This window comes from Henriciella sp., assembly GCF_029937755.1.
In the GTDB taxonomy this organism is placed as follows: domain Bacteria; phylum Pseudomonadota; class Alphaproteobacteria; order Caulobacterales; family Hyphomonadaceae; genus Henriciella.
Genome location: NZ_JAPYPG010000012.1, coordinates 36,485 through 60,459 on the forward strand (window position 1 = coordinate 36,485; position 23,975 = coordinate 60,459).

At 55.0% G+C, this 23,975-nt stretch carries 24 protein-coding genes; 16 read left to right on the forward strand and 8 right to left on the reverse strand.

Annotation, left to right across the window (positions count from 1 at the left end):
- Positions 1-54 precede the first annotated feature (54 nt).
- On the reverse strand, positions 55-2,403 hold the full coding sequence (locus tag Q1K29_RS17605) for a TonB-dependent receptor (RefSeq protein ID WP_119379836.1): 2,349 nt from the start codon (positions 2,401-2,403) through the stop codon (positions 55-57).
- Between the two features lie 290 nt (positions 2,404-2,693).
- Positions 2,694-3,155 (reverse strand): helix-turn-helix domain-containing protein, encoded by a 462-nt coding sequence (locus Q1K29_RS17610; protein ID WP_119379837.1) that lies wholly within the window; start codon positions 3,153-3,155, stop codon positions 2,694-2,696.
- A 398-nt stretch (positions 3,156-3,553) separates the two neighbouring features.
- On the opposite strand from Q1K29_RS17610, the gene Q1K29_RS17615 reads away from it, so the two are divergent.
- From Q1K29_RS17615 to Q1K29_RS17640, 6 genes are read left to right on the forward strand one after another with little or no spacing between them, the layout of a single operon-like run.
- Positions 3,554-4,816 carry an aromatic ring-hydroxylating dioxygenase subunit alpha gene (locus Q1K29_RS17615; protein ID WP_119379838.1) on the forward strand — a complete coding sequence of 421 codons (1,263 nt, stop codon included), beginning with the start codon at positions 3,554-3,556 and terminating at the stop codon, positions 4,814-4,816.
- 1 nt (position 4,817) lies between these two features.
- A complete protein-coding gene (locus tag Q1K29_RS17620; protein WP_119379839.1) occupies positions 4,818-5,318 on the forward strand; it encodes an aromatic-ring-hydroxylating dioxygenase subunit beta in 501 nt (166 codons plus the stop codon).
- A 22-nt stretch (positions 5,319-5,340) separates the two neighbouring features.
- On the forward strand, positions 5,341-6,156 hold the full coding sequence (locus tag Q1K29_RS17625) for an enoyl-CoA hydratase-related protein (RefSeq protein WP_119379840.1): 816 nt from the start codon (positions 5,341-5,343) through the stop codon (positions 6,154-6,156).
- A 3-nt stretch (positions 6,157-6,159) separates the two neighbouring features.
- Positions 6,160-6,912: an SDR family oxidoreductase gene (locus tag Q1K29_RS17630; RefSeq protein WP_119379841.1), complete on the forward strand. Its 753-nt coding sequence runs from the start codon at positions 6,160-6,162 to the stop codon at positions 6,910-6,912.
- A 2-nt stretch (positions 6,913-6,914) separates the two neighbouring features.
- On the forward strand, positions 6,915-7,820 hold the full coding sequence (locus tag Q1K29_RS17635) for an alpha/beta hydrolase (RefSeq protein WP_119379842.1): 906 nt from the start codon (positions 6,915-6,917) through the stop codon (positions 7,818-7,820).
- Positions 7,817-8,599, forward strand: coding sequence for an enoyl-CoA hydratase/isomerase family protein (locus tag Q1K29_RS17640; RefSeq protein WP_182482239.1), 783 nt, complete (start codon positions 7,817-7,819; stop codon positions 8,597-8,599). The genes Q1K29_RS17635 and Q1K29_RS17640 overlap by 4 nt, the downstream gene beginning before the upstream one ends.
- A 118-nt stretch (positions 8,600-8,717) precedes the next feature.
- Here the strand turns inward: Q1K29_RS17640 and Q1K29_RS17645 are convergent, their stop codons facing one another.
- The 5 genes from Q1K29_RS17645 to Q1K29_RS17665 form a co-directional block, all read right to left on the reverse strand.
- The gene (locus tag Q1K29_RS17645; protein ID WP_147372370.1) at positions 8,718-9,344 is read right to left on the reverse strand and encodes a TetR/AcrR family transcriptional regulator; all 627 of its coding nucleotides are present in this window, start codon (positions 9,342-9,344) and stop codon (positions 8,718-8,720) included.
- Between the two features lie 256 nt (positions 9,345-9,600).
- A complete protein-coding gene (locus Q1K29_RS17650; RefSeq protein ID WP_300396607.1) occupies positions 9,601-10,422 on the reverse strand; it encodes a CoA ester lyase in 822 nt (273 codons plus the stop codon).
- On the reverse strand, positions 10,419-12,035 hold the full coding sequence (locus Q1K29_RS17655) for an AMP-binding protein (RefSeq protein ID WP_119379846.1): 1,617 nt from the start codon (positions 12,033-12,035) through the stop codon (positions 10,419-10,421). The genes Q1K29_RS17650 and Q1K29_RS17655 overlap by 4 nt, the downstream gene beginning before the upstream one ends.
- A 214-nt stretch (positions 12,036-12,249) precedes the next feature.
- The gene (locus Q1K29_RS17660; protein WP_300396609.1) at positions 12,250-13,137 is read right to left on the reverse strand and encodes a hypothetical protein; all 888 of its coding nucleotides are present in this window, start codon (positions 13,135-13,137) and stop codon (positions 12,250-12,252) included.
- A 404-nt stretch (positions 13,138-13,541) separates the two neighbouring features.
- On the reverse strand, positions 13,542-14,000 hold the full coding sequence (locus tag Q1K29_RS17665; RefSeq protein WP_119379848.1) for a hypothetical protein: 459 nt from the start codon (positions 13,998-14,000) through the stop codon (positions 13,542-13,544).
- A gap of 109 nt (positions 14,001-14,109) precedes the next feature.
- On the opposite strand from Q1K29_RS17665, the gene Q1K29_RS17670 reads away from it, so the two are divergent.
- The 10 genes from Q1K29_RS17670 to Q1K29_RS17715 all read left to right on the forward strand — a co-directional run bounded on the left by Q1K29_RS17670 (position 14,110) and on the right by Q1K29_RS17715 (position 22,742).
- The gene (locus tag Q1K29_RS17670; protein WP_119379849.1) at positions 14,110-14,343 is read left to right on the forward strand and encodes a helix-turn-helix transcriptional regulator; all 234 of its coding nucleotides are present in this window, start codon (positions 14,110-14,112) and stop codon (positions 14,341-14,343) included.
- A 252-nt stretch (positions 14,344-14,595) separates the two neighbouring features.
- On the forward strand, positions 14,596-16,020 hold the full coding sequence (locus tag Q1K29_RS17675; RefSeq protein ID WP_119379850.1) for a DNA methyltransferase: 1,425 nt from the start codon (positions 14,596-14,598) through the stop codon (positions 16,018-16,020).
- Positions 16,020-16,466, forward strand: a complete 447-nt coding sequence (locus Q1K29_RS17680; protein WP_119379851.1) for a DUF5681 domain-containing protein — start codon at positions 16,020-16,022, stop codon at positions 16,464-16,466. Before Q1K29_RS17675 ends, Q1K29_RS17680 begins: the two co-directional genes overlap by 1 nt.
- Positions 16,459-17,898 carry a phage terminase large subunit gene (terL, locus tag Q1K29_RS17685; RefSeq protein ID WP_119379852.1) on the forward strand — a complete coding sequence of 480 codons (1,440 nt, stop codon included), beginning with the start codon at positions 16,459-16,461 and terminating at the stop codon, positions 17,896-17,898. The genes Q1K29_RS17680 and terL overlap by 8 nt, the downstream gene beginning before the upstream one ends.
- 364 nt (positions 17,899-18,262) lie before the next feature.
- Positions 18,263-18,553 carry a hypothetical protein gene (locus Q1K29_RS17690; protein ID WP_119379853.1) on the forward strand — a complete coding sequence of 97 codons (291 nt, stop codon included), beginning with the start codon at positions 18,263-18,265 and terminating at the stop codon, positions 18,551-18,553.
- A 1-nt stretch (position 18,554) separates the two neighbouring features.
- A complete protein-coding gene (locus Q1K29_RS17695; RefSeq protein WP_119379854.1) occupies positions 18,555-18,929 on the forward strand; it encodes a helix-turn-helix transcriptional regulator in 375 nt (124 codons plus the stop codon).
- The gene (locus tag Q1K29_RS17700) at positions 18,916-19,938 is read left to right on the forward strand and encodes an ImmA/IrrE family metallo-endopeptidase (protein WP_119379855.1); all 1,023 of its coding nucleotides are present in this window, start codon (positions 18,916-18,918) and stop codon (positions 19,936-19,938) included. The genes Q1K29_RS17695 and Q1K29_RS17700 overlap by 14 nt, the downstream gene beginning before the upstream one ends.
- Positions 19,935-20,597, forward strand: a complete 663-nt coding sequence (locus tag Q1K29_RS17705) for a C1 family peptidase (protein ID WP_119379856.1) — start codon at positions 19,935-19,937, stop codon at positions 20,595-20,597. Before Q1K29_RS17700 ends, Q1K29_RS17705 begins: the two co-directional genes overlap by 4 nt.
- Entirely contained in the window at positions 20,598-21,428 is an 831-nt protein-coding gene (locus Q1K29_RS17710; RefSeq protein ID WP_147372371.1) for a hypothetical protein, read from the forward strand.
- Between the two features lie 15 nt (positions 21,429-21,443).
- Positions 21,444-22,742 carry a MazG nucleotide pyrophosphohydrolase domain-containing protein gene (locus Q1K29_RS17715; protein WP_119379858.1) on the forward strand — a complete coding sequence of 433 codons (1,299 nt, stop codon included), beginning with the start codon at positions 21,444-21,446 and terminating at the stop codon, positions 22,740-22,742.
- Here the strand turns inward: Q1K29_RS17715 and Q1K29_RS17720 are convergent.
- Positions 22,726-23,817 carry a nucleotide kinase domain-containing protein gene (locus tag Q1K29_RS17720; RefSeq protein WP_182482241.1) on the reverse strand — a complete coding sequence of 364 codons (1,092 nt, stop codon included), beginning with the start codon at positions 23,815-23,817 and terminating at the stop codon, positions 22,726-22,728. The genes Q1K29_RS17715 and Q1K29_RS17720 overlap by 17 nt on opposite strands.
- Between the last annotated feature and the right edge of the window lie 158 nt (positions 23,818-23,975).

Consider the following 23,975-nt stretch of genomic DNA (forward strand, 5'->3'; position numbering starts at 1 on the left):
TGGTCCCGCCGCTCCAGGAACGGCGGGGCCAAGGGTGGGCGGGGAGGAAACGCCCTAGAAAGTCTTACTCACACGAATGCCGTAGGTGCGCGGCATGCCCGCGAAGCGACGGGTCGTGTCATTGAGACGCGCCACATTGTTCCAGTAATACTCATCGGTGAGGTTGCGGACGTAACCGACAATTTTCCAGTCTCCGTCGGAAACGTTCACTCCGCCCTGAAGGTCGACAAGCGTATAGGCATCAATATCCAGCACCGGAAGCCGTCCGAACCCAGCCGTCGTTTCGCTGCGGTAGTTGATGGTGGTGGCGACAAAGGCGCTCAAATTATCGTTGATGTTCCAGCTGTATCGAGCATCCGCCATAAGCTGGTTTTCGGGCGTGTATGGGAACGACTCGCCCTGAAAATTCGCTAGCGCAGCCGTAATCGTGTAGCCCTCGAAATCGCTCGTGACTTCCGAATTGATATGGGTCGCCGTTAAGGACAGGTCGAGGCCTGGCATTGGCCGGGCATTCAACTGGAATTCGACACCAAGAATTTCGGACTCTGGCACGTTCACAATGCCTTCGAGCGCGCCAAGAACTGCAGGCTCCACCTGTGTGCGGCTTTTCAATTGCTTGTCTTCATAATTGTAGAAGAAGACAGCGCCACTGGCATCGAGCCAGTCGCCAATCAGCGGCGAGCGTGCCCCCACTTCATACGCGAGGACGGATTCCTGCACGACTGGCGACAACTGGTTCGCCGCGAGTGCGGGCAGAACCGGTCCGCTGCCACTCTTGTAGCCTTGGCTAACATTGCCATAAACCATGACCCGGTCGGCAGGCGACCATGACAGGTTTACGCGCCACGCAAGACTGTCCTCATTCAGTTCGCCCGTGACCTGGCCTGGCGTGACCGTTCCATCAACGGTTAGGCAATCGCCGACGGCCAGCGGCGCTGGAAGTGGACGGCTTGGCCCGCGCAGAATGTTGAAGAAGGCCGTCAGCGTGTTGGCCGTCTCCTGATTGCCGACGCGGCTACATGCAGCGTAATCAAGGTCAGCCTGCGTGTAGCGCAGTCCGACTGACCCAGTGAGCGTATCTGTAAGGTCGCGCTCGTAGTTGCCGAAGACCGCGGTTGTCTTGAAGTCCTGCTCTGTGTCGAGGAAGAAGCGTGTAAACGGACCGGTCGGAATCGCCGAGGCACCTGTGGTATAGGGTATCTGATAATCGTCGATCTGGGTCGTGTCGTCATCAGCATAGCTCAAACCGACGACCCAATTCGACCGGTCATAGTCTCCGACAAGGCGAACTTCCTGCGCAAAAGAAGTCGCAGTGCCCATGTTTTCCGTGAAAACGGCGGGCAGGCTCGTTGCGTCCAAATCCGCACGCTGGTGAAGATCCAGATCGGCATAGGACGTTAGCGAGATGATGCTCAAATTGTCTGTCAGCTCCCAGTTCGCCCGAAGGGCGGCCTGATAGAATTCATTATCCCGGCGCAGCGGGAAGCCAGCGTCATTCCAGTCAGCCGCGCGTGCGTCTTCCGGTGCAAGCGGATAGTTAATCAGCAGCGGGACGGCACCCGCGGCAACGGGGCGCTGTAGCAGTACTGAGCTGAGCTGTGACGCCTGAACGTCTGACTCATCCTTGAATCCACTCAGGGTAAAAGACAGATCGAAATTGTCAGTTACATCCAGATCGGCTGTAAAGCGGCCCTGCCAGAAGCGGCGCTCGCCGTGCTCATCATCACGTGTATAGCTTTCCTGCCAGGCGCCGCCATTATCGCCGCGAACGGCCAGACGCATGCGAAGGGCATCATTCACGGGGCCGGAAATGAAGCCCTCTGACTGGATGCGGTCAAAGCTTGAATAGTCGAGCGTAACGCCCGCTTCAAAGGAATCTGTAGGCCTGTTGGCGATGTAGTTGATGGCGCCGCCGGTGGAATTTTGTCCGAACAACGTGCCCTGCGGCCCTTTCAGGACTTCAACACGCTGCAGGTCAAAGGACGTCCCGGAAGTCATCACGGAAAACGGAAGCGGCACTTCATCGAGATAGACGCTGACAGTCGGCCGGGCACCAATTGAAGTATCGAAGAAGCCCACGCCGCGCAGCGAATAGACCGGAACACCCGCGCCGCTTTCGACAGCGCTCAGCCCCGGCGTCACTTTGACGAGGTCGCTCACGTCCGAAACGCCAACCTCTTCCAGCCTTTCACCGCTCACTGCAGTGATCGACATCGGCACTTCAGCAAGGCTTTGAGACCTGCGCTGCGCTGTTACAACAACGACGTTTTGAACGAAGTCGCTTGCCGGTTCCGGCGCGGCACTCTCGGGCTCGTTATCGTCTGCGGTTTGTGCATAAGCGGCACTAAAGCAGGTGACGGCTGTAGACATACACAAAAGTGTGGCCAGTGAAATTTTTCTCATCGTTTATCCTCCCTATGGCGCAAGCGCCTTTGCGTCTCTTAGGTGTACGCTCAGCGAAAAATGACTTTGTGGTCGAGCCTTGTCTGTCCCTGTCTTGGGCGACGAGCGGGCATGAAGGACTTTGATACGCGGCTGCCGGCCAAACTCAGGCGATCGCATGGCGCATGCCGTGCTATCATGTGGTCGATTTGGTAGACGAAGTTCCAGCCTGCGAAACGCTTGCTGATCGATCTTTCCCGCAGGGATGGCAATCGGCAGGACCGAGAGCCTTCTTGCCTGTCGGACAGATTCTAGGGTGTGCCGTGTATGGCTTCTGGATAGGTGTTGTGGGCTGAAACAGGCTTGCCGCAGTGTACGCAGACCAATTCTGCTTCAAGCTTCTTGCTGCAGCTAGCATGTACCAGTGCGAGTTCGCCCGCAGACCCAGTGTTCAGCCAGCGCTCGCCCCACTGCTTTAGCAAAACAAAGCTCCCATACATCGCTCGACCACTTTCGGTGAGTTTGTACTCATACCTCTTGGGGCGGTCCTGGTACGCCACTTTGCGTATGACCTCATACTTAACCAGATGGTTTAGCCGAGTTGTAAGCACGCTTCGTGAGATATCGAGGTTTCTCTGGAAATCGTCGAACCGCCGCACGCCGAAGAACAGTTCCTGCAAAACAGCATACGTCCATTTCTCAGAAAATATCTTTAGCGTTTCGTCCAAGGCGGAAGGTCGGTTTGGCTTTACGGCGTTTGAGTCAGTTGCCATGCTGTCAATCCTTGGCCTTGGTCGGGTGGGGCGACTTTTATCGCATTTTTGTGCGCCAAAATTCACGTCACTTCAAACCTGCATATTCAGACAAACCATGCAATCGGGGCTTTAGCTACCGGCGTGCTCGCCGAAGCCGTGATGGCGTGCCACCTTACGTCGAAGTGGGCCCGCCTCTGCTTCATTTCGAGGCCGAAAATGTCCGAAGTTGTGCCGGTTTGTTCGAAACCAACCTTATGCATCTGATCTTTCCAGCCACCCGGCAAGAGGCACCAGGCACTGCGTTCGGGCCGCGCTCTATTCGCAGCTCAAGGGGCGCGCTTACGAGTTGGCGCTTGCAAAGCGTGTCTTGGCTTGGTAATAAGTTCGAAATTCGAACTAACACCATGGAGATGCTCATGTCCGCCAACAGTCACCTAGATATCGGTGATCGCATTCAGTCGAACCGCGTTCACGGCTCCCTATATCACGACGAACAAATCTTTCAGGAAGAGCTCGAGCGTATCTGGTTCAAGACATGGGTTTATGTCGGACACGAGAGCGAATTGCCGAACAATAATGATTTCATCATGAAATCAATCGGACCCCAGCCCATTATCATGGTGCGAGACAAGTCCGGCGAGATCCAGCTACTTCAGAACCGTTGTCCGCATCGGGGCAATCAGGTCTGCGTCAAGCAAAAGGGCAACGCCAAGCTATTTACCTGCCCATATCACAGCTGGACCTTCGCAAACTCCGGCGAGCTTATGGGATTTGCATTTCCCGAAGGGTATGAAGGCCATGAGACGGCTGACAAGTCGAAGCTCGGTCTTGCCAAAGTTCCCCGTGTGGCAAGCTATCGCGGCTTCGTGTTCGGTTCGATGGCGGAAGAGGGTCCTTCGCTGGAGGACCATCTCGGCGGCGCGGCCGAGATGCTGGACCGTGTTTGCCTGACTTCTCCGGAAGGTGAAATCGAGGTCACAGCGGGCTTCCTGCAGCATAAGACCCGCAGCAACTGGAAGTTTCTGGTTGAAAATGAAACCGATGGCTATCACCCGGCTTTTGTCCACAGTTCGATATTTGGAGTAGCTGATAGCGGAATTGGCGCGCTCTACAGCAACAAGTCGACAGCGCTCGCGCGCGACTACGGCAATGGGCATACGGAAATCGACCTGCGTCCGGAATTCCGAAAGGCTGATGTGCCTCTGCAATGGTTCGGAACGACAGCCGAAAGACTGCCTGACTACGTTGCGTCTATGAACGCAGCTTACGGCGAGAAGCGGGCACGGGAAATCATGATCGATGGCACGCCGCATGCGATGATCTATCCGAATCTGTTCATCGCCGAAATCCAGCTATTCGTGATCCAGCCGGTCGCGGTGAATGAAACGGTGCAGCATGTAACTGCGCTTCAGTTCAAGGGGGCGCCGGACCTCAACCGGCGCATGCGTCAGCAAACAATGGGATCCGTCGGCCCTGCCGGCTTCCTCCTCGCGGACGACAGCGAGATGTACGAGCGCACCCAGCGAGGTGTGCAGTCAAAGAACCCTGAATGGTTGTTCCTCGGGCGAGGTGAGCAGCGCGAGTATCGTGATGATGACGGCTTTCGGGTGAGCCATGCGACTGACGAAACTCCGTCGCGCGGGATCTGGCGTCACTACCGCGCGCTGATGGAGGCGTAAGATGCTTGTGACCGAAGATTCCGTTGAAAACCTCGTCCTGTACCACTCCGTTAGTCAGTTCATCTACACGGAAGCGCGCCTTCAGGATGAGCATCATTATGATGAGTGGGAAGCGCTATGGGCAGACGATGGTGTCTACTGGGTGCCGGCCAATGGGGCAGACATTGATCCTGAGAAGGAAATGTCGATCATTTATGACAATCGTTCGCGCATCGCCTTGCGCGTACGGCAGCTTCATACCGGACGTCGCTATGCACAGGAGCCCGCATCGAGCCTGAGGCGCACTATCTCGAACGTTGAAATAAGTGTTCTCGACAATGGCGAGATCGAAGCGTCTGCAAACGCGCTGATATTCGAATCGAATCTTCGCGGTGAGTTCGTCTGGGCGGCCAGAAACATTTATCGACTGCGCCGCGAAGGAGCGAGTTTCAAAATAGCGAAGAAGACAGTCATACTCGCGAACAATGACAAGGCGCTCTACACGCTGGCCTTCTTGGTCTAATGCGATGAATGGGAGAGAAATTATGGACGACGCCGACGAAGTACTGATCGGAGACGGCCCCGTTCTTGTCAGTTTGCGGAATGGAATCGCCGAACTGGTGCTTAACCGCCCAGATGCCGCTAACGGAATGACGGTGGAGTTTCTGTCGGCCCTTTACAAGGCCATCATGAAGATCCACGGCGACTCCAGAGTCCGCGTCGTTATCCTGCGCGGCAACGGAAAGCATTTTTGTGCGGGGGGAGATGTGAAGGTCTTCGCCTCGAAAGGCGAGAAGCTTCCCGATTATTTGCGTGAGGCGACGTCTCTTCTGCAAATTGTCGCGGGCGCACTCATACGCCTGAATGCCCCAGTCATCGCTTCCGTTCACGGCTTCGCGGCCGGCGGCGGGGGATTCGGTCTCGTCTGTGCATCCGATTTTGTGGTCGCGGGCAAAAGCGCGAAATTTCTTACCGGCGCAACACGTGCAGGCATGGCCCCTGATGCTGGCGCTTCTGTCACGCTGCAGCGCCTCGTCGGATTTCGCAAGGCGATGGAGCTGCTGCTGCGCAACACCGTATTGTCGGCGTCTGAAGCCCAGGACCTGGGCATCATAAATACCGTCGTGGATGACGAGAATCTTGACGCGGAAACACGTGCCTTGGCCGAGGAACTGGCAAGGGGCGCACCGCTCGCGCTTGCCGCAACAAAGCGCTTGCTCTGGAACGGGGTCGGCACCGGTGTGGAAGCCTGTCTGCCCGAGGAATCGCGCACCGTCGCTGAACTTTCGGGCACATATGATGCGCGCGAAGCGCTGGACGCGGTCATGTTGCGTCGCGATCCTGAGTTTGAAGGGCGGTAAGCTGTGTCTTCCGCTCTTTTCAGGGCCGACGCCCTTTCGGGCCAGGTCGCATTTGTGACAGGCGGCGCTGCTGGAATCGGCGCCGCGATTGTTCACCAATTGAGTGAGGCCGGAGCAAAGGTCATCTTTGCCGACAGGGACGAGGCCTCTGGAGCTGCGATCGCCGACCAGACCAGGAGCGACTTCGTAAAACTTGACCTGAGTGACTTGGCAGCCGTCTCGAAGATCGTTTCGGACTGCAAGCGTATCGATATCGTGATCAACAATGCCGGCGTTGATCAGCACGCTTTCTTTACCGATACTTCGCCGTCTGACTGGCAGATGCTCCTGCGGATCAATCTAGAAGCCGTTTTCGCAGTCACACATGCCGCATTGCCGACCATGCAGGCGAGCGGCTACGGCCGGATCGTCAACATATCCTCCGAAGCCGGTCGGCAGGGCTCCAAAGGCGGCGCGGTCTATGCGGCTGCCAAAGGCGGCGTGCTGGCATTCACAAAGTCACTTGCTCGGGAAAATGCGCGCTTCGGCATCACTGCAAATGCTGTGTGCCCCGGTCCGGTGCAAACGCCGCTACTGGATGCTGCGATTGCGGGCGAGAATGGCGACAAACTTGAGCAGGCCATGCGCAACGCAACCTTGCTCAGACGGCTGGGCACGCCGCAAGAGGTCGCAACTGCCGTGACATATCTGGCTTCACCTGCTGCAGGATTTATTACTGGTGAGGTGCTCGGCGTCTCGGGTGGCATGGGGTGCTAGAGATGACGGAACCAATCGACGAGATCATCCAACGCGTGCTGTCTGTCTATAAGGGATGGGGGCGCGATACCACGGTCGCCCAGATGCGTGCTGACTGGGACCTGTTGTTCGGCGTCGAACCCATGAAACCCGCTCCGATCATGGAACGCTTCGATGGCGTTGAAGCCGCATGGGTTGGTCGACATGATCTGCCCAAGGACAAACTGTTTGTGTATCTGCACGGCGGCGGATACCAGGTCGGGTCCCTCCGCTCCCATTTCGATCTTATTTGTCGCCTCAGCGAAGCAAGTGAGAGCATTGGTCTCTACGTCGACTACAGGTGCGCGCCCGAGTATCCATTTCCAGCTCCTATCGAAGATTGCCTCAAGGTCTATCGGGCGTTGCTGGAGGTTGGCTCATCGCCCGATAATATCGCGTTTGTCGGCGACTCGGCTGGCGGAAATCTGGCGCTTGCGACGACATTGAAGCTGAAAGCCGAGAATTTGCCCCTGCCAGCAGCGATCGGGTTGATGTCGCCTTGGACCGATCTTGAAGCGAATGGTGAGAGTTATGTCACTCGCGCCGGGAGCGACCCGATCCACAATCAGAAAATGATAAGGCGGATGGCGAGTAACTATCTTGGCGGCGCTGATGCGGCGCAGCCTCTTGCGTCCCCGCTGCACGGCGACCTTAGCGAAATGCCTCCGGTTTTTATCCAGGTTGGAGACCGGGAAACCGTGCTCAGCGATGCTTGCGATATGGCAGCCGCAATCAAGGCAGCTGGCGGCGAAGCGACCTGTCAGGTCTGGGACCGCATGATACATGTGTTTCAGCAGTTTCCAGATGAATTGCCTGAGGCGCGGGCCGCGATCGACGGCATGGCCGCATTTTTACGCAAGCACATCATTCAAAAAGGAACAGGCAGTTGAGTGACACTTCGCCAATCCTCATAGACCAACCTGCAGATCATGTTTGCCGGATCCAGATTAATCGACCTGAAAAGCTGAATGCCGTAAATTTCGACGTCCGTGAAGCGTTGCTTCAAGCGCTCCCGGCGATTGTTGAAGATCCAGACATACGAGCCATTGTCCTTGGCGGTGTCGGAGGAAACCTCTCCGCTGGCGGGGATGTGCCGTCCATGCAAGGACTTTCGGAAGAAGGTGCGCGGGAACGGCTGCAGCATATCCATCGCCTGTGCCGCATCATCTGGAACGCAGATGTTCCGATTGTGACGGCAGCTGAAGGCATTGCGGCCGGCGGCGCGGTTGGGCTGGCGCTGCTGGGAGACTATATCCTCGTCGGCAGATCGACGAAGATCATGGTCCCATTTCTGAAACTGGGCCTGGTCCCCGATTGGGGAATGATGCGCAGTCTCCCGCTGAGGGTCGGTCTACCCCAGGCTCGTCGCCTCATTCTTGAAACAGCAACGATTGAGGGTGAACGTGCCGTCGAAATAGGGCTGGCTGATAGGGTGCTCGACGACAGCGCGGTGATGTCGGCGGCTATCAAACAAGCCGAACGGCTTTCAAGGCTGCCTCGCGGCGCAGTTGCGATGGTTAAGGCCCGGCTTCGTCAGCAGCCAAGTTTTGAACAGGACCTGGCTGATGAAGAGCGCGACCAGGTTCGCGGTCTGACGAGTGAAGAATTCGAAGAAGGATTTCGCGCCTATACTGAAAAGCGCAGCGCGGATTTCATCAGCCTAGGCTGATCGCGGCCAGCAGCAGCGCTCCAATTGTTAGATCGCCAGATCCCTATCGTTTCAGGGGTCCTTTTTTTCCTAACGTAAATACCATGACGCTCCAAGCCTTATGCGCGTTGGTAGGATCCTATCTGCTGCCGGATGAGCCGCATGCCTCGTCTTTCGCCGGACCAAATAGCAAGCTCATGGCGCTTTCAAACAGGTCTTCAAATGACCGCCCTTCTACAAATTGTCCTCTGAAGTGCAGCAGAAACAATCCGTGCATGGTTGCCCAAGCGAGATTGGCGAGCGTGCGCCCGTCCAGATCTGTCTGTCCTTTGACTTGAGCTTGCTTTGCTATTTCCACAATAAAATTGAACAAGGCCTGTCGCTGCTTGAGATAGGCCTTCGAATTCCTGGTGTTTTCGATCTCGTCGGAAAACAGGAAAAAATATTCCTTCTCGTTCGACACCGCGAATTTGCAAAAAGCATAGCTGGCTGCTCTCAGGCGAGCTGTTGCAGATGCGTCGGTTGGATCTTGCGCATACATCTCCACCTGCAACTCTTCGAGAATCTTCTGCCGGATCGCAATCAGGAGCTCTTCTTTGCTGCCGAAGTAGCGATACAGTTTGGTGTGGCTGATATCCAAATGCTTGGCGAGCCGCCGTAGCGACAACTCTTCGGCACCGACCTGTCGGAACAGCTTTATTGCTCCGTCCAGAAAATCTTCCCGGATCGTTGTGTTTTCCTCGGCTGAATATGCGGGTCTGGGCATCAGGGGACTTTCGAATTCGTACAGCAATCTTTTGCGGTTCAATAAGCGGCCCAGCTCGAACACGCAAAGGGAACGCAGCCTTTGGTGGTTTGAGCAATAAGTCTGCCCATTACCAACCCATGCCGATCTTCAAACAGCCTTTGGTTTGCGCCGGTTGGGAAGGGTAGGGCTGATCAAGCGGCTCACCCGAAAGACGGGCTTTTCAAGGCCGAAAAATCCTTGACGCCGGTTGCAGCCTGAAAATCACAATGGCGGCCTAGGGCCGCGCGCGATCAATCAGTCTCTGGGCCGCGAGAATTACAGGGCGATCGATCATTTTTCCGTTAAACAGCACCACACCCCCATCCGCGGCTTCGAGGGCGCTGAGGATGCCTTTTGCATTTGCCAGCTCTTCTGCAGTCGGTACGTAGACATCATTGACTGGTTCGACCTGGTCTGGATGGATGCATGCGCGTCCGCTATAGCCGAGCCGGCGCGACTGACTGCTTGTTTCAATCAGTTGGGCATTGTTCGATACGTCCAGCATAGGCGCATCGTATGCCGGAATGGCAGCCGTTCCACACGCTGCGGAAATCACGCTTCTTGCATGGAGCAGCGCGTCCCAGTCGTCCAGATCGGCGCCAAGACTTGCAGAAAAATCGACGCCGCCAAACAATATTCCGCAAGGGCTTCTGGAAGCGATCTCATGGGCATGGTGCAGTCCTCTGCCGCATTCGATTATCGCCAGGATGCGCTCGCAGCCCGTTGCCTCCGAAACGATTTCAAGATCAATATCAGTTTGCGATTTGGGCACCATGATGAAAGCCGGGCGCAAGCCTGATGCGGCGAGCGCTGCGAGATCCGCATTACCTTCGGGCGTGCGAGGTGAATTGATGCGCAATCCGACGTCCACGCCTTTGGAGTTATTTGCCAGCCAGACCAAAGCAGTTTCGCGTGCTGCTGCCTTCCGAGAGGGCTGCACGGCGTCTTCGAGATCAATAATTATAGCGTCAGCACCAGCGCGCGCAGCCTTGTCGAACCTGTCCTCACGCGTGCCCGGCACGAAAAGAAGGCTGCGATAGGTTGGAAGCCGCGTCATGATAGATGATCCTGGAATTCGCCGCGTTCGAATGCCTCTTTAAGTTTGAATCGCTGTATCTTGCCTGAGCCCGTCAGCGGCCAATCCTCGACCCATACCCAAAAAGCAGGTGTTTTTTGCGGGGACAGGCGTTCGCGCACGAAGGCTTTGAGAGCCGCCCCGTCCGGTCGGTCGTCGCCATGACTTCGCATGAAACACGCGACTTGTTCGCCCCATTTTTCGTCAGCGACACCCACAATGGCGATTTCGTCGATCGCTTCATGTTCAAGGAGCGCATTTTCAATTTCGGCTGGAAACAGGTTCTCGCCGCCCCGGATGATCATCTCTTTGACCCGGCCGGTGATGCGAAGGTAGCCGCGTTTATCCATCCGGCCGAGGTCTCCGGTGTGAAGCCAGCCCTCCTCATCGATGGCGGCTGCGGTTGCTTCAGGGTTTTCGTTGTATCCCAACATGACCTGATAGCCACGACAGCAAATTTCGCCCTGTTCACCGATGGGCAACACGGTATTGTCCGACGGCGAGCGAACCGAAACTTCGGTATAGGGCACCGGCTGGCCTATCGTCTGAGTGAGGTCTTCGATCGTGTCGTCATACCAAGCCTGTGTGATAACCGGTGATGACTCGGTCTGCCCATAAACGATCTGGATCGGCGCGCCGAAGACATCGTGGGCTTTCCGACAGAGATCTGGCGAGACCATCGACCCTCCCGCCATAATCCGGGACGTCGACGAGACATCGCGGCCGCTTCGTTTAATCTCGTCTATCAGTGCAACGAGCATGGTCGGCACACCAAGCACAAAATCCGTTCTTTCACGTTCCATCACCTTGGCGATCATGGGAGGGTCAAACTGTTTGGCCAGCAGGATCGTCGAGCCGACGCCAAGACCGCCAAGCACAAGGATGGCGCATCCCGTGGTATGGAAAAGGGGCAGGTGATGCACAAATGAGTCGCCTGGCTTCATGCCACCGCGCGTCATCGCGTCAATCCCGTTTCGAACCAGCCCGTTGTGATGCAACAAGGCGCCTTTCGGAAACCCGGTCGTGCCTGATGTGTACTGAATCTGCGCTGGATCTTCAGGTTTTGTCTGACGTTTATGAGGCTTGGTGTCGTCGGCGTAGAGCGCTGCATGGTCGGTCAGAAGAATACGGTGCTTGATCGCGGGGATCTGGTCACAAACTGAGTCTGCAATCTCCTTCATCGGATTGCCGCGAAATTCATCAACATAGTAAATCGCTTCAGCCCGTGACTGCTGGAGAACATATTCCAATTCCCGCTTCTGGTACGCGGGATTGACCGTCACCAAGGTTGCGCCGGCCAGACCGCAGGCCAGCTCAAGCAGAATCCATTCGGGAATATTGTTGGCGTAGATCGCGACACGTGCACCTTGCGCGTGCCGCGCCGCGATGGCGTTGGCGAGGCGCTCGCAATCGGCAATCAGCTCTGCATAGGTCCATACGCGTTCGATTTCCCCGCCGGAGCCAAGCTCTTTGAGGGCAGGCCGGTCCGGAGCAGCCGCGCAGGAGGCGCGCAACATCTCACCAATGGTCTGAGGGTCCGGTAGAGGCAAACCTTGAGCGGGGAAAAAAGATTCCTTCAAATCGACCTGATACATTGGACCCTCAATTTTTTAACACTGTTTTTATTAATCCTACACCGACTCAAATTTGGCGCAATGAGGGAGTTGTTTTGATAGAGGTATTGTCAGCGGAACAGGTGGATTTTGCTGGCAGGACGACCCGGAGTGAGCGCCGAAAGCCAACATATCGATCTGCTTCACATGCACCGCATTATGCAACCGGTATTCGATCACTTACCCCCGACGATCCTCAGTACCGGTCGGAGCTGTCGCAGACTTCCAGTTTTGAAAGGACACTTTCAAGACCTTGAGCAAGCGGATCCATCTGCATCAGCTTTTCCTCTGCCCACCGGATCCAGGTCTCCAGATCCTGCTCGCCCGCGGATAGAGTGTGCTGTTTTGGTGCCTGCTGAAGCGCGCCTATGAAGCCTCGCAGCCGCGTGCTGTCCTCCCAGTTTCGCGCCATCTCCCTGAACGCTTCCCAGCGCCTGGCATCAAGACGAGCCAGCCGCTCCTTCTCGGCACGTTCAGCTTGCTCCTTCTCGAATTGTCTTTGCCATTCTTCTCTGGCCTTGCGTTGCTCAACCAGGAGCGGCCCTGTCGCCATCACATGAGCGATGAACTTAGGCAGGAGATCTTCAGCGCGCCGGCTCTCAGTCTCTATGAAATCACGCCCACTGAAGCTCCAGGAATTGATTGTAAAGCGGAGAAAGCCGGAAGGAGCGAGATTCGAATTGAAGAACTCCGGCCAAGCCGTCCAGCCCTGGTCATGGGACTGGACATGCTTCTGCAACATTTTCTCAATGATCGTGCACTCGACGGTTTCTCCACATATTACGAGCGCGGGTTTTCCCCGAAGTTCGCCGGATTTAGCGGATGCGCCAAGCTTTTCCATGGCTTTCAGAAACGCGCTTGTGACGAGAAAGCGATACCGATCCCTTTCTGTAAGGTCTTCGCGTAGCCGAGGTGCGAACCAGTCATTCCTGCGATTTCGACTTTCGCGTAGCTGTCTGGCTTGGTCCTGCTTGTGCGCGGCGACCCATTCAGCGACGATGGGGTGCAGGCTATGGAACGTCCTGGGGATTTCGACAGGGCTCAGCTCTCGTTCGATATCTTCCGCCTGGGCTTTCGCTCCCATTGCTGGGTCTGAGGGCTGTTCAGTCGCTCTGATATAGATGTATCTCGGCGCAGGACTGTCTGTTTGCGGCAGTGGGGTTTTCCTCACGCGCTTGTTCGCTTCGAGCTTAGCCCAATAGCCTCGTCCCGGTGTTGGAATCTCGTGACGATCACAGATCTTGGTCAGGCCACGATCCGATATACCAAGCTTTGGCGCGAGGAGGCTGACGGGTTTTGTCCAGACCAAGTCATAAAGTTCTTCGCGGGTGTATCGCTTTTCCGCTGTCATTCAGCTGGCCTCCCTTGGAAACTGCAAAGGCTAGGCATGGACCCCATCTAGAGGACCCGTGCCAGACATGCTGACAAGATTGGAACAAAGTTAGAACAACCTCAAGCGCACCAGAGCGGAATTTCAAGCCGCTGAGCTTAGTCATGCCCGCAAGCGTCGAGCACCTTACCCACTTCAGCCGTCGAGCCTCGGACGCTGAACACCTGCGTGTCGCTTCCGGATTTCACAACGACCCTGGTCTTGGCCTGTCTGACCTGGCGGGCGAATGCGAGGCCCGGTTCGTCATAGACGGCTGCTCCGCCGTGCTCCAAGTTTTCCCAGGCTTCACTGACAGGAGCGTTGTCGTCCACGCGCCATGTGACCGTTCGATAGTCTCCAAACTCGACATCGAAATAGGTCGTGGTCGCGCCAGCATAGATGGTGCCGTTCGTGCAGCCGATAAATAGCGCGATGTAGTCATTGGCCTGGGTAACGGCGATCACTGATTTTTCGTCTGTTATAGGATCGGTCTGGACAACCGACTGCCATGGACCGGACTGGGCCATGGCAGCACCGGAGGCGACAAGAGCGGCAATAGAAACAGCAAGAATACGCATAAGAAAATCTCCCTGAGGTTGCGATGGCTCAGGGATAGCTCGAAGCTGTTTATCTTATGTTACTTATAGTCTGTAGATTTATATTGGTCGGGGCGGCTTCGCTGCCGTCATGGATATACGGCGGCTCATCGGCAACAATCTCAAGGAAGTCCGCCAGGCGCGCGGGCTGTCGCAGGAGGCGCTGGCGCTCGAGTGCGGCCTGCACCGGACCTATATCAGCGGCATTGAAAGAGGGGCGCGCAATCCAACCGCGCTGACGCTGGAATTGCTCGCGATCACGCTCGATGTGAAGCCGTCCGCCTTTCTTGCCCATTGGAAAAAGCCACCTTCGGCGGATCGCTGAATATTAATTGACGAAGAAACTAGTGCATAAAAAACAATGTATTAGTGTATTGACGTGGCAATTATTGGCATCTAGATAGACAAGTGCGATGGACGCATTCTGATCGAGCATGAGCGGATAAGGGCGGACGTTTCAAGGGATACAAATAGGGCAATTTCAACCGCTTCGAAGGAAGCGGCGAGAGCCTTGTGTGCCCTGGTTGCATTCGCTGTCGCCTGCCTTCTTTGAAGCCCCAACTTCAAGGAGGCTCTCATGCCTTATGAAAACACCTCGCCACAGGTCCGCAACCTGACCGGCTCCAACTCCCTCGCCCTGGTCGAGGTTAACCTCGCCGATATCAAATCCCCCGAGCGCACACTTCGTCGGCATTCCGACAAGCAACTCGCCAAGCTTGCCCGCAGCATAGAGACGTTCGGATGGGTGAGCCCTATCCTGATCGACCGGAAGAACCGGCTGATTGCCGGCGAGGCCCGGGTCGAGGCAGCAAAGCGTCTTGGGCTCACCCAGGCACCGGCCATACGCGTCGAGCATCTGAGCGAGGCCGAGATCCGCGCCTATCGCATTGCTGACAACAAGCTCGCCGAAGCGGGTGAATGGGACGAAGAGCTGCTCCGCCTTGAACTCCAGGAAATCGAGATCCTCGGCTTTGATCTCGAGCTTACCGGGTTCGAGACTCCGGAAATCGACATCCTGTTTGCCGGAGAGGAGGGCGGCGCTGATCCGGCCGATACGGTAGACGCGGACGCCCTGTCCGGCCCGGCTGTCTCGCAGCCCGGGGATGTCTGGCAGATCGGGCCGCACCGCCTCATCTGCGGCGATGCCCTGCTGCCCGAGACATATCAGGCTCTGCTGCAAGGTGAGGTCGCAGACATGGTCTTCACCGACCCGCCCTATAATGTCCCAGTCAAGGGCCATATGGGCGGCCTCGGCGCGGTCCAGCACCGGGAGTTCGTGATGGCGTCCGGCGAAATGACGCCCGAACAGTTTCGGGGGTTCCTGCGATCGAGCATGGAAAGGGCGCGTGAGGCAACCCGTCCGGGCGGCGTCATCTTCGCCTGCATGGACTGGCGCTCCATCGCTCCGCTCGTGGATGTGAGCGAGGAGGCCGGTCTCGAGCTTCTCAATCTCTGTGTCTGGAACAAGACCAATGGCGGCATGGGGTCGCTCTACCGCTCCAAGCACGAGCTTATCCTCGTCGCGCGTGTTTCCGGCGCCGCCCATACCAACAATGTTGACCTCGGCCGGTATGGCCGCAACCGGACCAATGTGTGGGATTATCCGGGGGCCAATACGCCGGGCGGGCAGATGGCCGATCTCAAGCTGCACCCGACCGTCAAACCCGTCGCACTCGTCGCCGATGCGATCCAGGACGTTTCGAAACGCGGCGATAGTGTCCTCGATCTCTTTGGTGGGGCCGGGACGACGCTCATCGCGGCGGAACGGACCGGTCGCAAGGCCAGGCTGATCGAACTTGATCCGCTCTATGTCGATACGACGATCCGCCGTGTCGAAGCGGTCTGCGGGCTCACAGCGACGCTTGAGGAAACCGGTGAAGCGTTCGAGGTGGTCGAAGCGCGACGGACAAATGCCGTCGCCACCCTTGAAGCACCACCCGTAATCCGCACGCGGACGCGCACGCCACCAACAGTGTTTTCCGAAACGGGGAGGGCAGGCTAATGGCGATCAGACCGATCAACGACCCGAGAGTGCGCATGCGCAAAGCGCCTGAGCCGAAAGAAGAGGTTGGCTATGGAAAGCCGCCCAAACACAGCCGGTTCAAACCCGGCCAGAGCGGCAATCCGAAAGGGCGGCCCAAAGGGGCGAAGAGCCAGAAGACAATCGTTTTCGAAACGCTGCTGACCCCCATCGACTATGTTGAGAACGGTGTGCGCCGGAAAGCCAGTCGGCTGGAACTCATATTCAAACGAATGGTGGAAAAAGCGCTCAAAGGGGATCTGCGGGCCGCCGAGCGACTCATATCGATGTATGCGACCCTTGAGGAAGGCGATCGCCAAACTGATGCAGCCAGCCCAGCATCAGAAATCGACATTGAAGCCGAAGACGAGGCCATTCTGAAGGAAGCGTGGGAACTCTTTTCAAAGAAGGGAGACCGTCATGAATGACGCACGAACACTTGCCGCTCTGCAGCGCCAGTCGCTCTACTTCTTCGTCCAGAAGGCATTTTCAAAACTACACCCCGGCGTGGAGTTTGTCCGCAACTGGCATATCATGGCGATCTGCAAGGCGCTTGAGGATGTCTATGAGGGAAGGATGACCCGTCTTCTCATCACGGTGCCACCCCGCCATCTGAAATCGATCTGCACTGCGGTTGGCTTCTGTGCCTGGGCCCTCGGGCGCAATCCTGCGCTGAAGATTATCACGGCGAGCTATGGTGGCCAGCTTGCCAATGAGCTGTCGCATCAGTTCCGCACAGTGGTTGAAACGGATTGGTACCAGCAGCTCTTTCCGTCGATGCGTATCAATCCACGCGCCAATCGAGCCGCGGAAATCAAAACCACTCGACAGGGCGGCCGACTGGCTGTCGCCCGTGGCGGGTCTGTGACCGGCTTCGGGGCCGACATCCTGATCGTCGATGATCTTCTCAAGGCCGATGAAGGTCGATCAGACACTGAGCGAGAAAATGCCCGGGAATTCTTCCAGGGTTCACTGCTCTCGCGCCTTAATGTCCGGCGCACGGGTCGTGTCATCGTCATTCAGCAGCGCCTTCATGAGGATGATCTGGCCGGCAACCTCATTCTGGGCGGCGAGTACACGCACCTCAACCTGCCGTCGATTGCTGCAGAGCCGGGAGTTTTCAATCTTGGCTTTGATCAGGTGCATCGCCGCGAGGTCGGAGATGTGCTTTTTCAGGCGCGCGAGCCTCGTGAGGAGCTTGAGCGCATGCGGCGCGAGATGGGGGAGTTCGCCTTCAATGCCCAGTACCTGCAGAATCCGACCCGGCCAGGCGGCGGACACATCCGGTGGGAGTGGTTTCCGCGTTTTGATGATAACCCGCCACGAACGGCATACCAGCAAGTCGTGCAGAGCTGGGATACCGGCATGTCGGCAGCGCCCGACAGTGACCCAAGCGTCTGTCTGAGTTTTGGATATCGCAATCACGCTTGGGATCTGCTGGACGTGTTTCGCCAGCGTCTGGACTTCCCGGACCTCAAACAGGCCATACTGAGGCAGCAGCAGCACTGGCATGCCGATAGAGTGGTGATCGAGCGCGCATCGTCGGGAATCTCCCTTCTGCAGGACCTCAGGCGAGGGCCCGGTATGCGATCACGGTACTTTGGATTCCAGCCCAGGCTCGACAAGGAGGACCGCATGATCGGAGAAACAATCAAGCTCGCTGAAGGGTTTGTCAGGCTTCCGGAAGACGCTTCCTGGCTTGCGGAGCTTCGCCATGAACTCCTGGGGTTTCCCAACGCCCGGCACGATGATCAGGTCGATGCGCTCAGCCAGTTTCTCGCGCACATATCACTGCGGGCGACGTGGCTTGAGCCTGATAGAGTGCGGGAACGGCGTTCGATGCAGCGGCGCGCAAGATGATGCAGCCGAGCATAGCGGTTGGCGTAATGGTGGCCTTGAAATGAAAGAAACATGGGGCGGCTACCGAGAAGCGTGTCACTTATCGAGGCCGCTTCGCATAGTGGCCCCTTATGCAATCTAGACCGCTTACCGGCTGCTACGGGCGCAAAAGCGGTCGTTAGATAGTCATAAGCCTCCACGTAGTGTCGTTATCCTTGAAGGTCAACGTAAACACCGATTTGCTCAGTGTAGTGAGCATTTAGAATAAGTTACGCGATGTTTTTGGGAGCCATTTTGAACGGGCCTCAAAATATCATATGAAACTTGACATGTCGGAATATCCGACACATATGGGAGAAAGGTCGGAAAAATAGACGGGTATGATATGTCGTTTCCAAAAGCAGAATTAGAGCGCGCGATCCGCGACGAAATAAAGTCGATAAAGGATGAAGCAATCAAACGCGGCAACAGCGGCTCAAAGGGCTCTTGGGAACCCGAAATTGATTCGCTTAACGCACTCAGAATTTCACTGCGAATTGAAGACGAAATCAGCGTGACAATCGCCGAAGACAAAATCCCGGCTGGGGGATTTTCCGACGCAGAAAGCTGCGTAACGGCCTTCCTTAAAGAGGCTGAGCAAGCGTGGGCGACAGCAAAAGCGCAGGAGGAGGTGTAAAATGAGTGACGTAAAAATGGGTTTCGCCGGCCCGGAAAACGAAAAAGAACGATTGCAACGTAAACTGAAGGAGGCCCGAGAATACTTGGGCATGAGTCAGGCAAAAGTTGCTGAATTTTTACAAATTCAGCGTTCCGCAGTATCTGAAATTGAAAGTGGTAAAAGAGCGATCAGCGCATTGGAGCTTCGGCAACTAGCGCGTCTATACCAAAAACCAACTTCATGGTTCACTGATGAAGTCGTTGAAGGTGTTCCAGCAGATGTTGAGTTTTTAGCGCGAACCGCGACCGAGCTATCTCAAACGGATCGCGGTGAACTCCAGAAATTTGCTGAATTTCTAAAAGCAAAATCGAAGGTCGGCGATGGCAATCCGTAATGACCGTATAGCCATTATGAGAGGTATGCGGGCGGCCATGCGCCTGCATCGCGACCTCGCAACGCCAGACAGGCTTCGAGAGTCTATGCGTGTGGACGTATTCGACGCTATCTCGCGCTCCGGAGCGATGTTGATGTTTCAACCGCTAGACAAACTGCTGGGCGCCTACATGAACGAGGACGGTGAGCGTGGCATCATAATCACAACGCAGCGTCCAATAGGCGTGCAACGCTTCACCGCAGGGCATGAACTTGGTCACATGATTATGAACCACACGCCTCATGCAGACGATGATAACATATTGAGGCGAACGCCTGTTGCAGGCGGGAGCTATAGCAAAGTGCCCGTTCAGGAGCGCGAGGCGGATGCATTTGCATCGCATTTTGTGTTGCCTCGATTTTTGATCGAGAAGCATCACCACGCCAATGAGTTAACGGGCCGCGACTATGAGAACCCTCAAACGGTTTATCAAGCGTCACTGCGATTTGGAGCAAGTTACTCTGCAACACTTTTGGCTTTTGAGAGGGAGAATTTGATTTCCGCTACGCTGCGGCGAGATCTGAAGAAGGTCCAGCCGAAGTCGCTGAAAGAAGAACTCGTTGACGATTTTCAAGTCGATGGCTGGGCTCATCGGGATGTTTGGCGCCTGACCGAAAGAGATGAAGGCGGGACCATCGAAGCAAACCGCAATGACCTGTTTTTGTTGAAACTGGAGGAACATAAGAGCTCCGGTTACCTTTGGACATTTGATGAGTTGCAGGATGCCGGTTTTGTGGTGCTGAAAGATGAGTGCAATGCGCTTCATCCGCAAAACTTGGGCGGCAACAGTCGTCGATTTATTCTCGGTGATCCAAGCCGGCTTTCTGAGGGGCAATACACATTGCGCGAAACCAAGTCGTGGGACCCGGATGATGAACCAAAGTCATTCAGCTTCACATACACCAACACGGTTTCGCGTGACCCCGGGCTATACGAGCCGCAACGCGATCGGTTGTTGCGTCTTAGATGAGCAAGATCAAAGTGCATACGGATCTACGGGCAAGTTTTGCTGGTGTAGGCAATCAGGGGCGCAGACCAACCTGCTTGGCTTTCGCGACGACATCAGCGCACGAGGCATTGCACAGGTGTGCCGACCCGCTTTGCATCGAATGGCTTTACTATCACGCTGTAAAGTACGCGGGTGATCCGCCAAATGCGGGCTCCACCCTGCAGTCCACGCGTCATGTACTGATCAAAAATGGCCAGCCTGATGAATCATTCTGGCCCTATGTGCCATCAAATGTTGATTCCGATCACTGGAAACCGCCAACACCTGCTCCTGAGCAACTTTTTCATGCCAAAACTTTGGATGTCAGCTCAGCTTTTTCGGAGATTTCCACGAACTTGGGCCAAGGCGAAGCGTCGATCATTGGACTGAATATCGGGACCGCTTTTCTCAATGTTGACCGCTCAACCGGCGACGCCGTTGTTCCGGATGAAACAGAGCACCCGTCCCAAGGTGCAGGTCATGCCTTGCTGGCCGTTGGAAGCGGCGAACTAGGCAACACCAGTTACCTCCTCATCCGAAACTCTTGGGGAGCGCGTTGGGGAGACAATGGACATGCGTGGATCAGCGAAAGCCACATTCGCGATAGATGGATGGGCGGCTTTCGCCTTCAGGAGATTTAGATGCAAAGTTATTACAACCCGATGCAGCCAAGCAATTCTTGTGCAAGTGCATGGCTCGACGCGGCGCGACGTTTGCGAGATGATGGACCACAATACGGTTTGATCTTGCATATCGCAGACCCTGTTGCTCATTCAGAAAGCGATCATGAACTCATTGCGGCCGTCGATGAGTTTTTGCGAGCGCACAAGTCATTTCCCATTTCGACTGTGGCAAATACGATTTTTCCGGAAGAGCTATACGTCCCCGGAGACCGTCAGCTTCTCTATGACCGCTATGAACGCCAGTTTCCGCGGATAAAGAAAGCTGTCCCGGACTGGGGACGGTATTTCCATCGAATGATTTCCTGGAAGAAAGGCCGGGACGGTTCAACAGAAAATCAGTTGGAGACAATGATTGAGAACCTTTCAAAGTTCGGACCTGCTCGGGACGACGTAATCAATCGTTATCACATGTACGAACTCAGCCTGTTCCATCCTGTTCGTGACGCCAACAAATTCCGTGGTCGACAGTGTCTAAGCTTCATTGAAATCAAACCGGAACTGGACGGAGAGAAGGTGCGGCTCCACATGACGGCGCTCTATCGAAGCCACTTTTATGTTGCGAAAACGCTTGGCAACTTGATCGGCCTTGGAAGACTGCTGAACTTCATAGCCCGGGAAGCGGGCCACGAACCCGGCACGCTCACCATTCATTCCACATTCGCCGAATTGGATACCGGAATCACGGATTCCAAACGCGGAAGCAAGGCTTGGAACAAGAGCGGCACCAAGGAACTAATCGCAGATTGTGAGAAAATAATGAGTGGCGCAAGAGCCGATACAGCAGCTTAGAGAATACACACGACCATGCAAATTGTTCAATATACAGCCTTCATAAACCGGTCAGATCAATTTGCCGATCTTCCTAATGATGTTCGTAAAAAAATCAATATTCAGGGATTGATGAGCGAGATTGGTTCCGTCGTTTCTGCGATAAAGAAAGAGACGCTACGAGAGGGCGGCGCTCTTAACTCTGCCGTTGCTCGGGCGGAACTGGAAGAAGAACTTGGTGATGTCATGTGGTATGCTTTTTCTCTTGCTCGCCAAGAATTTTCTGGAACGGACACTGACCTGCTTAAAAATGACATTGAGAAATTGGTCCGGGAGGTTGGTAACAATAACGAGCGTGGGTCGCGCATTAGGGAGGTTTTGTCACCAGAACGCGCAGCAGAATTTCTGGATGCTGCCGCAAACCTGCCACCCTTGGAGACGCGAACTTTTGGCGATTACCAGAAAGTCGCCTTCAATACGGCAAGAACCGATGACGATACGTTGCTAACTGTCTGTTCGGCAGTGCTTTCCCAGCTTGGCGCTCAGTTAATGCGTCACACGTTGCCAGACGTCGAGCTGGAGCTGAACACACAACTTCAGGACAGAGATATTAGCGCAATTCTCGGAGCAATAGCATGGCATGTCGCAGCAGTTGCATCACTCTACTCCATTTCGCTGGACGCGGTTGCTCAAAAGAACGTGGAGAAGAATAGATTCCGACGACCGAGTGGTCCCCCGACTCCGCTCCATGACGAGGCGGACCCGGAAGAAGAACAATTACCGAGATATATGGAGATTGATATTGTCTCGGTCAGTGACACCGTTTCGGAAATGCGTTGGCAAGGGGACCCGTTTGGTGATCAGCTAAAAGACAATGCATATGAACCGGATGGATATCGATTTCATGATGTGATGCATCTTGCCAACGCCGCTCATCTTGGATGGTCGCCTGTTCTTAGAAAATTGATCCGCACGAAGCGCGAAAGTGACAAGACTGTTGATGAAGTCGAAGACGGAGGACGTGCCGCCGTCGTTGAGGAGGCAATTGTTAAGGTAATTCACTGTGAAGCCGCGCGAGTTGCAGGTCTCCGACAGCCTGACGTGCTTGCGGAAAATCGAACGTTATTTCCGGAAGACGAAACGATCCCGTTTTCACTATTGAAGCTGGTGCATCAGTTATCGATCGGGCACGAGCCGTTTACGAACAAATATTGGGAATGGGAAAACGCCATTAGGGATGGCTACAAACTGTTCCAGTTGTTCCGCGAACATAAAGAGGGGCGTGTCGTCGTCGATTTGAAAGCGAGATCCGTCGAATTTAAGCCGATTGTCTAAACTGTTCTCCGGAAATTTTATCATTCACATTCCAATCCGGTGGATACCATGGAAGTTGAGGTCGGCTCGCTGGTGTGAACTTTTGCTTTATTCTTGTTCTGCCAGAAACGCCCGGCACGTCTGGATGTGACACGCGAGAATATTTGGAAATTTCACAAAAGAGGTTTTGGCAATCGATAAGTTGGAGAGGTCGTCCCCACAAATCATCAAAATGCAGTGTCAATTCCTCGAAATATCGATGCTGGTTCTCCGCCATATGTCTAATTATAGATGAATGGGACAATGATTTCGTATCTTTGAAACACTTCGATATCCCATCAATTGCGCCAGGACCGGCAACCACGAACTCCATCTCTGAGAAGTTAATCAGAGGGCTGTAGTTCAAATCTGTTGTAAACTGGAATGCCAAAAAGGGCCCGATTGACGGGGCCGATAACAATAGTTCGTAAGAGCTCTCCATGGACGAAGAATTGGATAGTTTGTTATGAAATTTCTCGTCTATCATCCATCGCAAAAGCTGCAGATGATTTGAATGCTTACGTCTATACCCAAAGACTCGTCCTGCTGACGGCATGATATACGCCGCTGAATAATTCCTAATCCCCTCATCCTGTCTTCCAGACAGAAACTTGTCTGCGGCTTCGAATGAAAAATCTTCGAATGTCAGGGGGCCGAACTCGCCTTCCAATGCAACCCAAGTTTCAATCTTGTTGAATAGCTTGAAGAGCATTATGCGGAAAAAAATGTTCGTATCGTCACTAGGCAGATCATCACGATAAATGACTTGTGAAATCAGATACTGACTGACCCTATCAGAGGCTCGGTAAGCATTGGTGAAGCGATAAGTAGAGAGAATTGGATCTTCGGTGAAGACAGAACTGTTTGCCCCCGCGATGCGTTTCTTGAAAATTTTCTGTCGCTCGGTCGCAAAGTACCAGTATGCAGAGAACACCGGAGTTACAGCAAGATCATATCCCTCAACTTCGATCGATTCGATGATAGGTAATTTGCTCCAGGGCAATGACTCCTGTCGGTCAATATTTATTTGGAACAGTTCCGGTTGCCCAATAATCATTTGGATACCTTATCCATATGCCAAAAAAGAGGTGTACCTCAGGCAATCCATAACGTGTTAATTCGTTGCTACTCGCAAGCAAAGATTCTTGGCGTATAATCCGTGACCTGAGCCCTTCGGCTCCCTCGTTTATTTCGAGAGTCTGACCCTTTCATAGT

What these genes read in the sequence shown, in the direction of transcription:
- Q1K29_RS17605 (WP_119379836.1), bottom strand. Translation starts at nt 2,403, where the DNA reads ATGAGAAAAATTTCACTGGCCACACTTTTGTGTATGTCTACAGCCGTC.
- Q1K29_RS17610 (WP_119379837.1), bottom strand. Translation starts at nt 3,155, where the DNA reads ATGGCAACTGACTCAAACGCCGTAAAGCCAAACCGACCTTCCGCCTTG.
- Q1K29_RS17615 (WP_119379838.1), top strand. Translation starts at nt 3,554, where the DNA reads ATGTCCGCCAACAGTCACCTAGATATCGGTGATCGCATTCAGTCGAAC.
- Q1K29_RS17620 (WP_119379839.1), top strand. Translation starts at nt 4,818, where the DNA reads ATGCTTGTGACCGAAGATTCCGTTGAAAACCTCGTCCTGTACCACTCC.
- Q1K29_RS17625 (WP_119379840.1), top strand. Translation starts at nt 5,341, where the DNA reads ATGGACGACGCCGACGAAGTACTGATCGGAGACGGCCCCGTTCTTGTC.
- Q1K29_RS17635 (WP_119379842.1), top strand. Translation starts at nt 6,915, where the DNA reads ATGACGGAACCAATCGACGAGATCATCCAACGCGTGCTGTCTGTCTAT.
- Q1K29_RS17645 (WP_147372370.1), bottom strand. Translation starts at nt 9,344, where the DNA reads ATGCCCAGACCCGCATATTCAGCCGAGGAAAACACAACGATCCGGGAA.
- Q1K29_RS17650 (WP_300396607.1), bottom strand. Translation starts at nt 10,422, where the DNA reads ATGACGCGGCTTCCAACCTATCGCAGCCTTCTTTTCGTGCCGGGCACG.
- Q1K29_RS17655 (WP_119379846.1), bottom strand. Translation starts at nt 12,035, where the DNA reads ATGTATCAGGTCGATTTGAAGGAATCTTTTTTCCCCGCTCAAGGTTTG.
- Q1K29_RS17660 (WP_300396609.1), bottom strand. Translation starts at nt 13,137, where the DNA reads ATGGGAGCGAAAGCCCAGGCGGAAGATATCGAACGAGAGCTGAGCCCT.
- Q1K29_RS17665 (WP_119379848.1), bottom strand. Translation starts at nt 14,000, where the DNA reads ATGCGTATTCTTGCTGTTTCTATTGCCGCTCTTGTCGCCTCCGGTGCT.
- Q1K29_RS17670 (WP_119379849.1), top strand. Translation starts at nt 14,110, where the DNA reads ATGGATATACGGCGGCTCATCGGCAACAATCTCAAGGAAGTCCGCCAG.
- Q1K29_RS17675 (WP_119379850.1), top strand. Translation starts at nt 14,596, where the DNA reads ATGCCTTATGAAAACACCTCGCCACAGGTCCGCAACCTGACCGGCTCC.
- Q1K29_RS17680 (WP_119379851.1), top strand. Translation starts at nt 16,020, where the DNA reads ATGGCGATCAGACCGATCAACGACCCGAGAGTGCGCATGCGCAAAGCG.
- terL (WP_119379852.1), top strand. Translation starts at nt 16,459, where the DNA reads ATGAATGACGCACGAACACTTGCCGCTCTGCAGCGCCAGTCGCTCTAC.
- Q1K29_RS17690 (WP_119379853.1), top strand. Translation starts at nt 18,263, where the DNA reads ATGTCGTTTCCAAAAGCAGAATTAGAGCGCGCGATCCGCGACGAAATA.
- Q1K29_RS17695 (WP_119379854.1), top strand. Translation starts at nt 18,555, where the DNA reads ATGAGTGACGTAAAAATGGGTTTCGCCGGCCCGGAAAACGAAAAAGAA.
- Q1K29_RS17700 (WP_119379855.1), top strand. Translation starts at nt 18,916, where the DNA reads ATGGCAATCCGTAATGACCGTATAGCCATTATGAGAGGTATGCGGGCG.
- Q1K29_RS17705 (WP_119379856.1), top strand. Translation starts at nt 19,935, where the DNA reads ATGAGCAAGATCAAAGTGCATACGGATCTACGGGCAAGTTTTGCTGGT.
- Q1K29_RS17710 (WP_147372371.1), top strand. Translation starts at nt 20,598, where the DNA reads ATGCAAAGTTATTACAACCCGATGCAGCCAAGCAATTCTTGTGCAAGT.
- Q1K29_RS17715 (WP_119379858.1), top strand. Translation starts at nt 21,444, where the DNA reads ATGCAAATTGTTCAATATACAGCCTTCATAAACCGGTCAGATCAATTT.
- Q1K29_RS17720 (WP_182482241.1), bottom strand. Translation starts at nt 23,817, where the DNA reads ATGATTATTGGGCAACCGGAACTGTTCCAAATAAATATTGACCGACAG.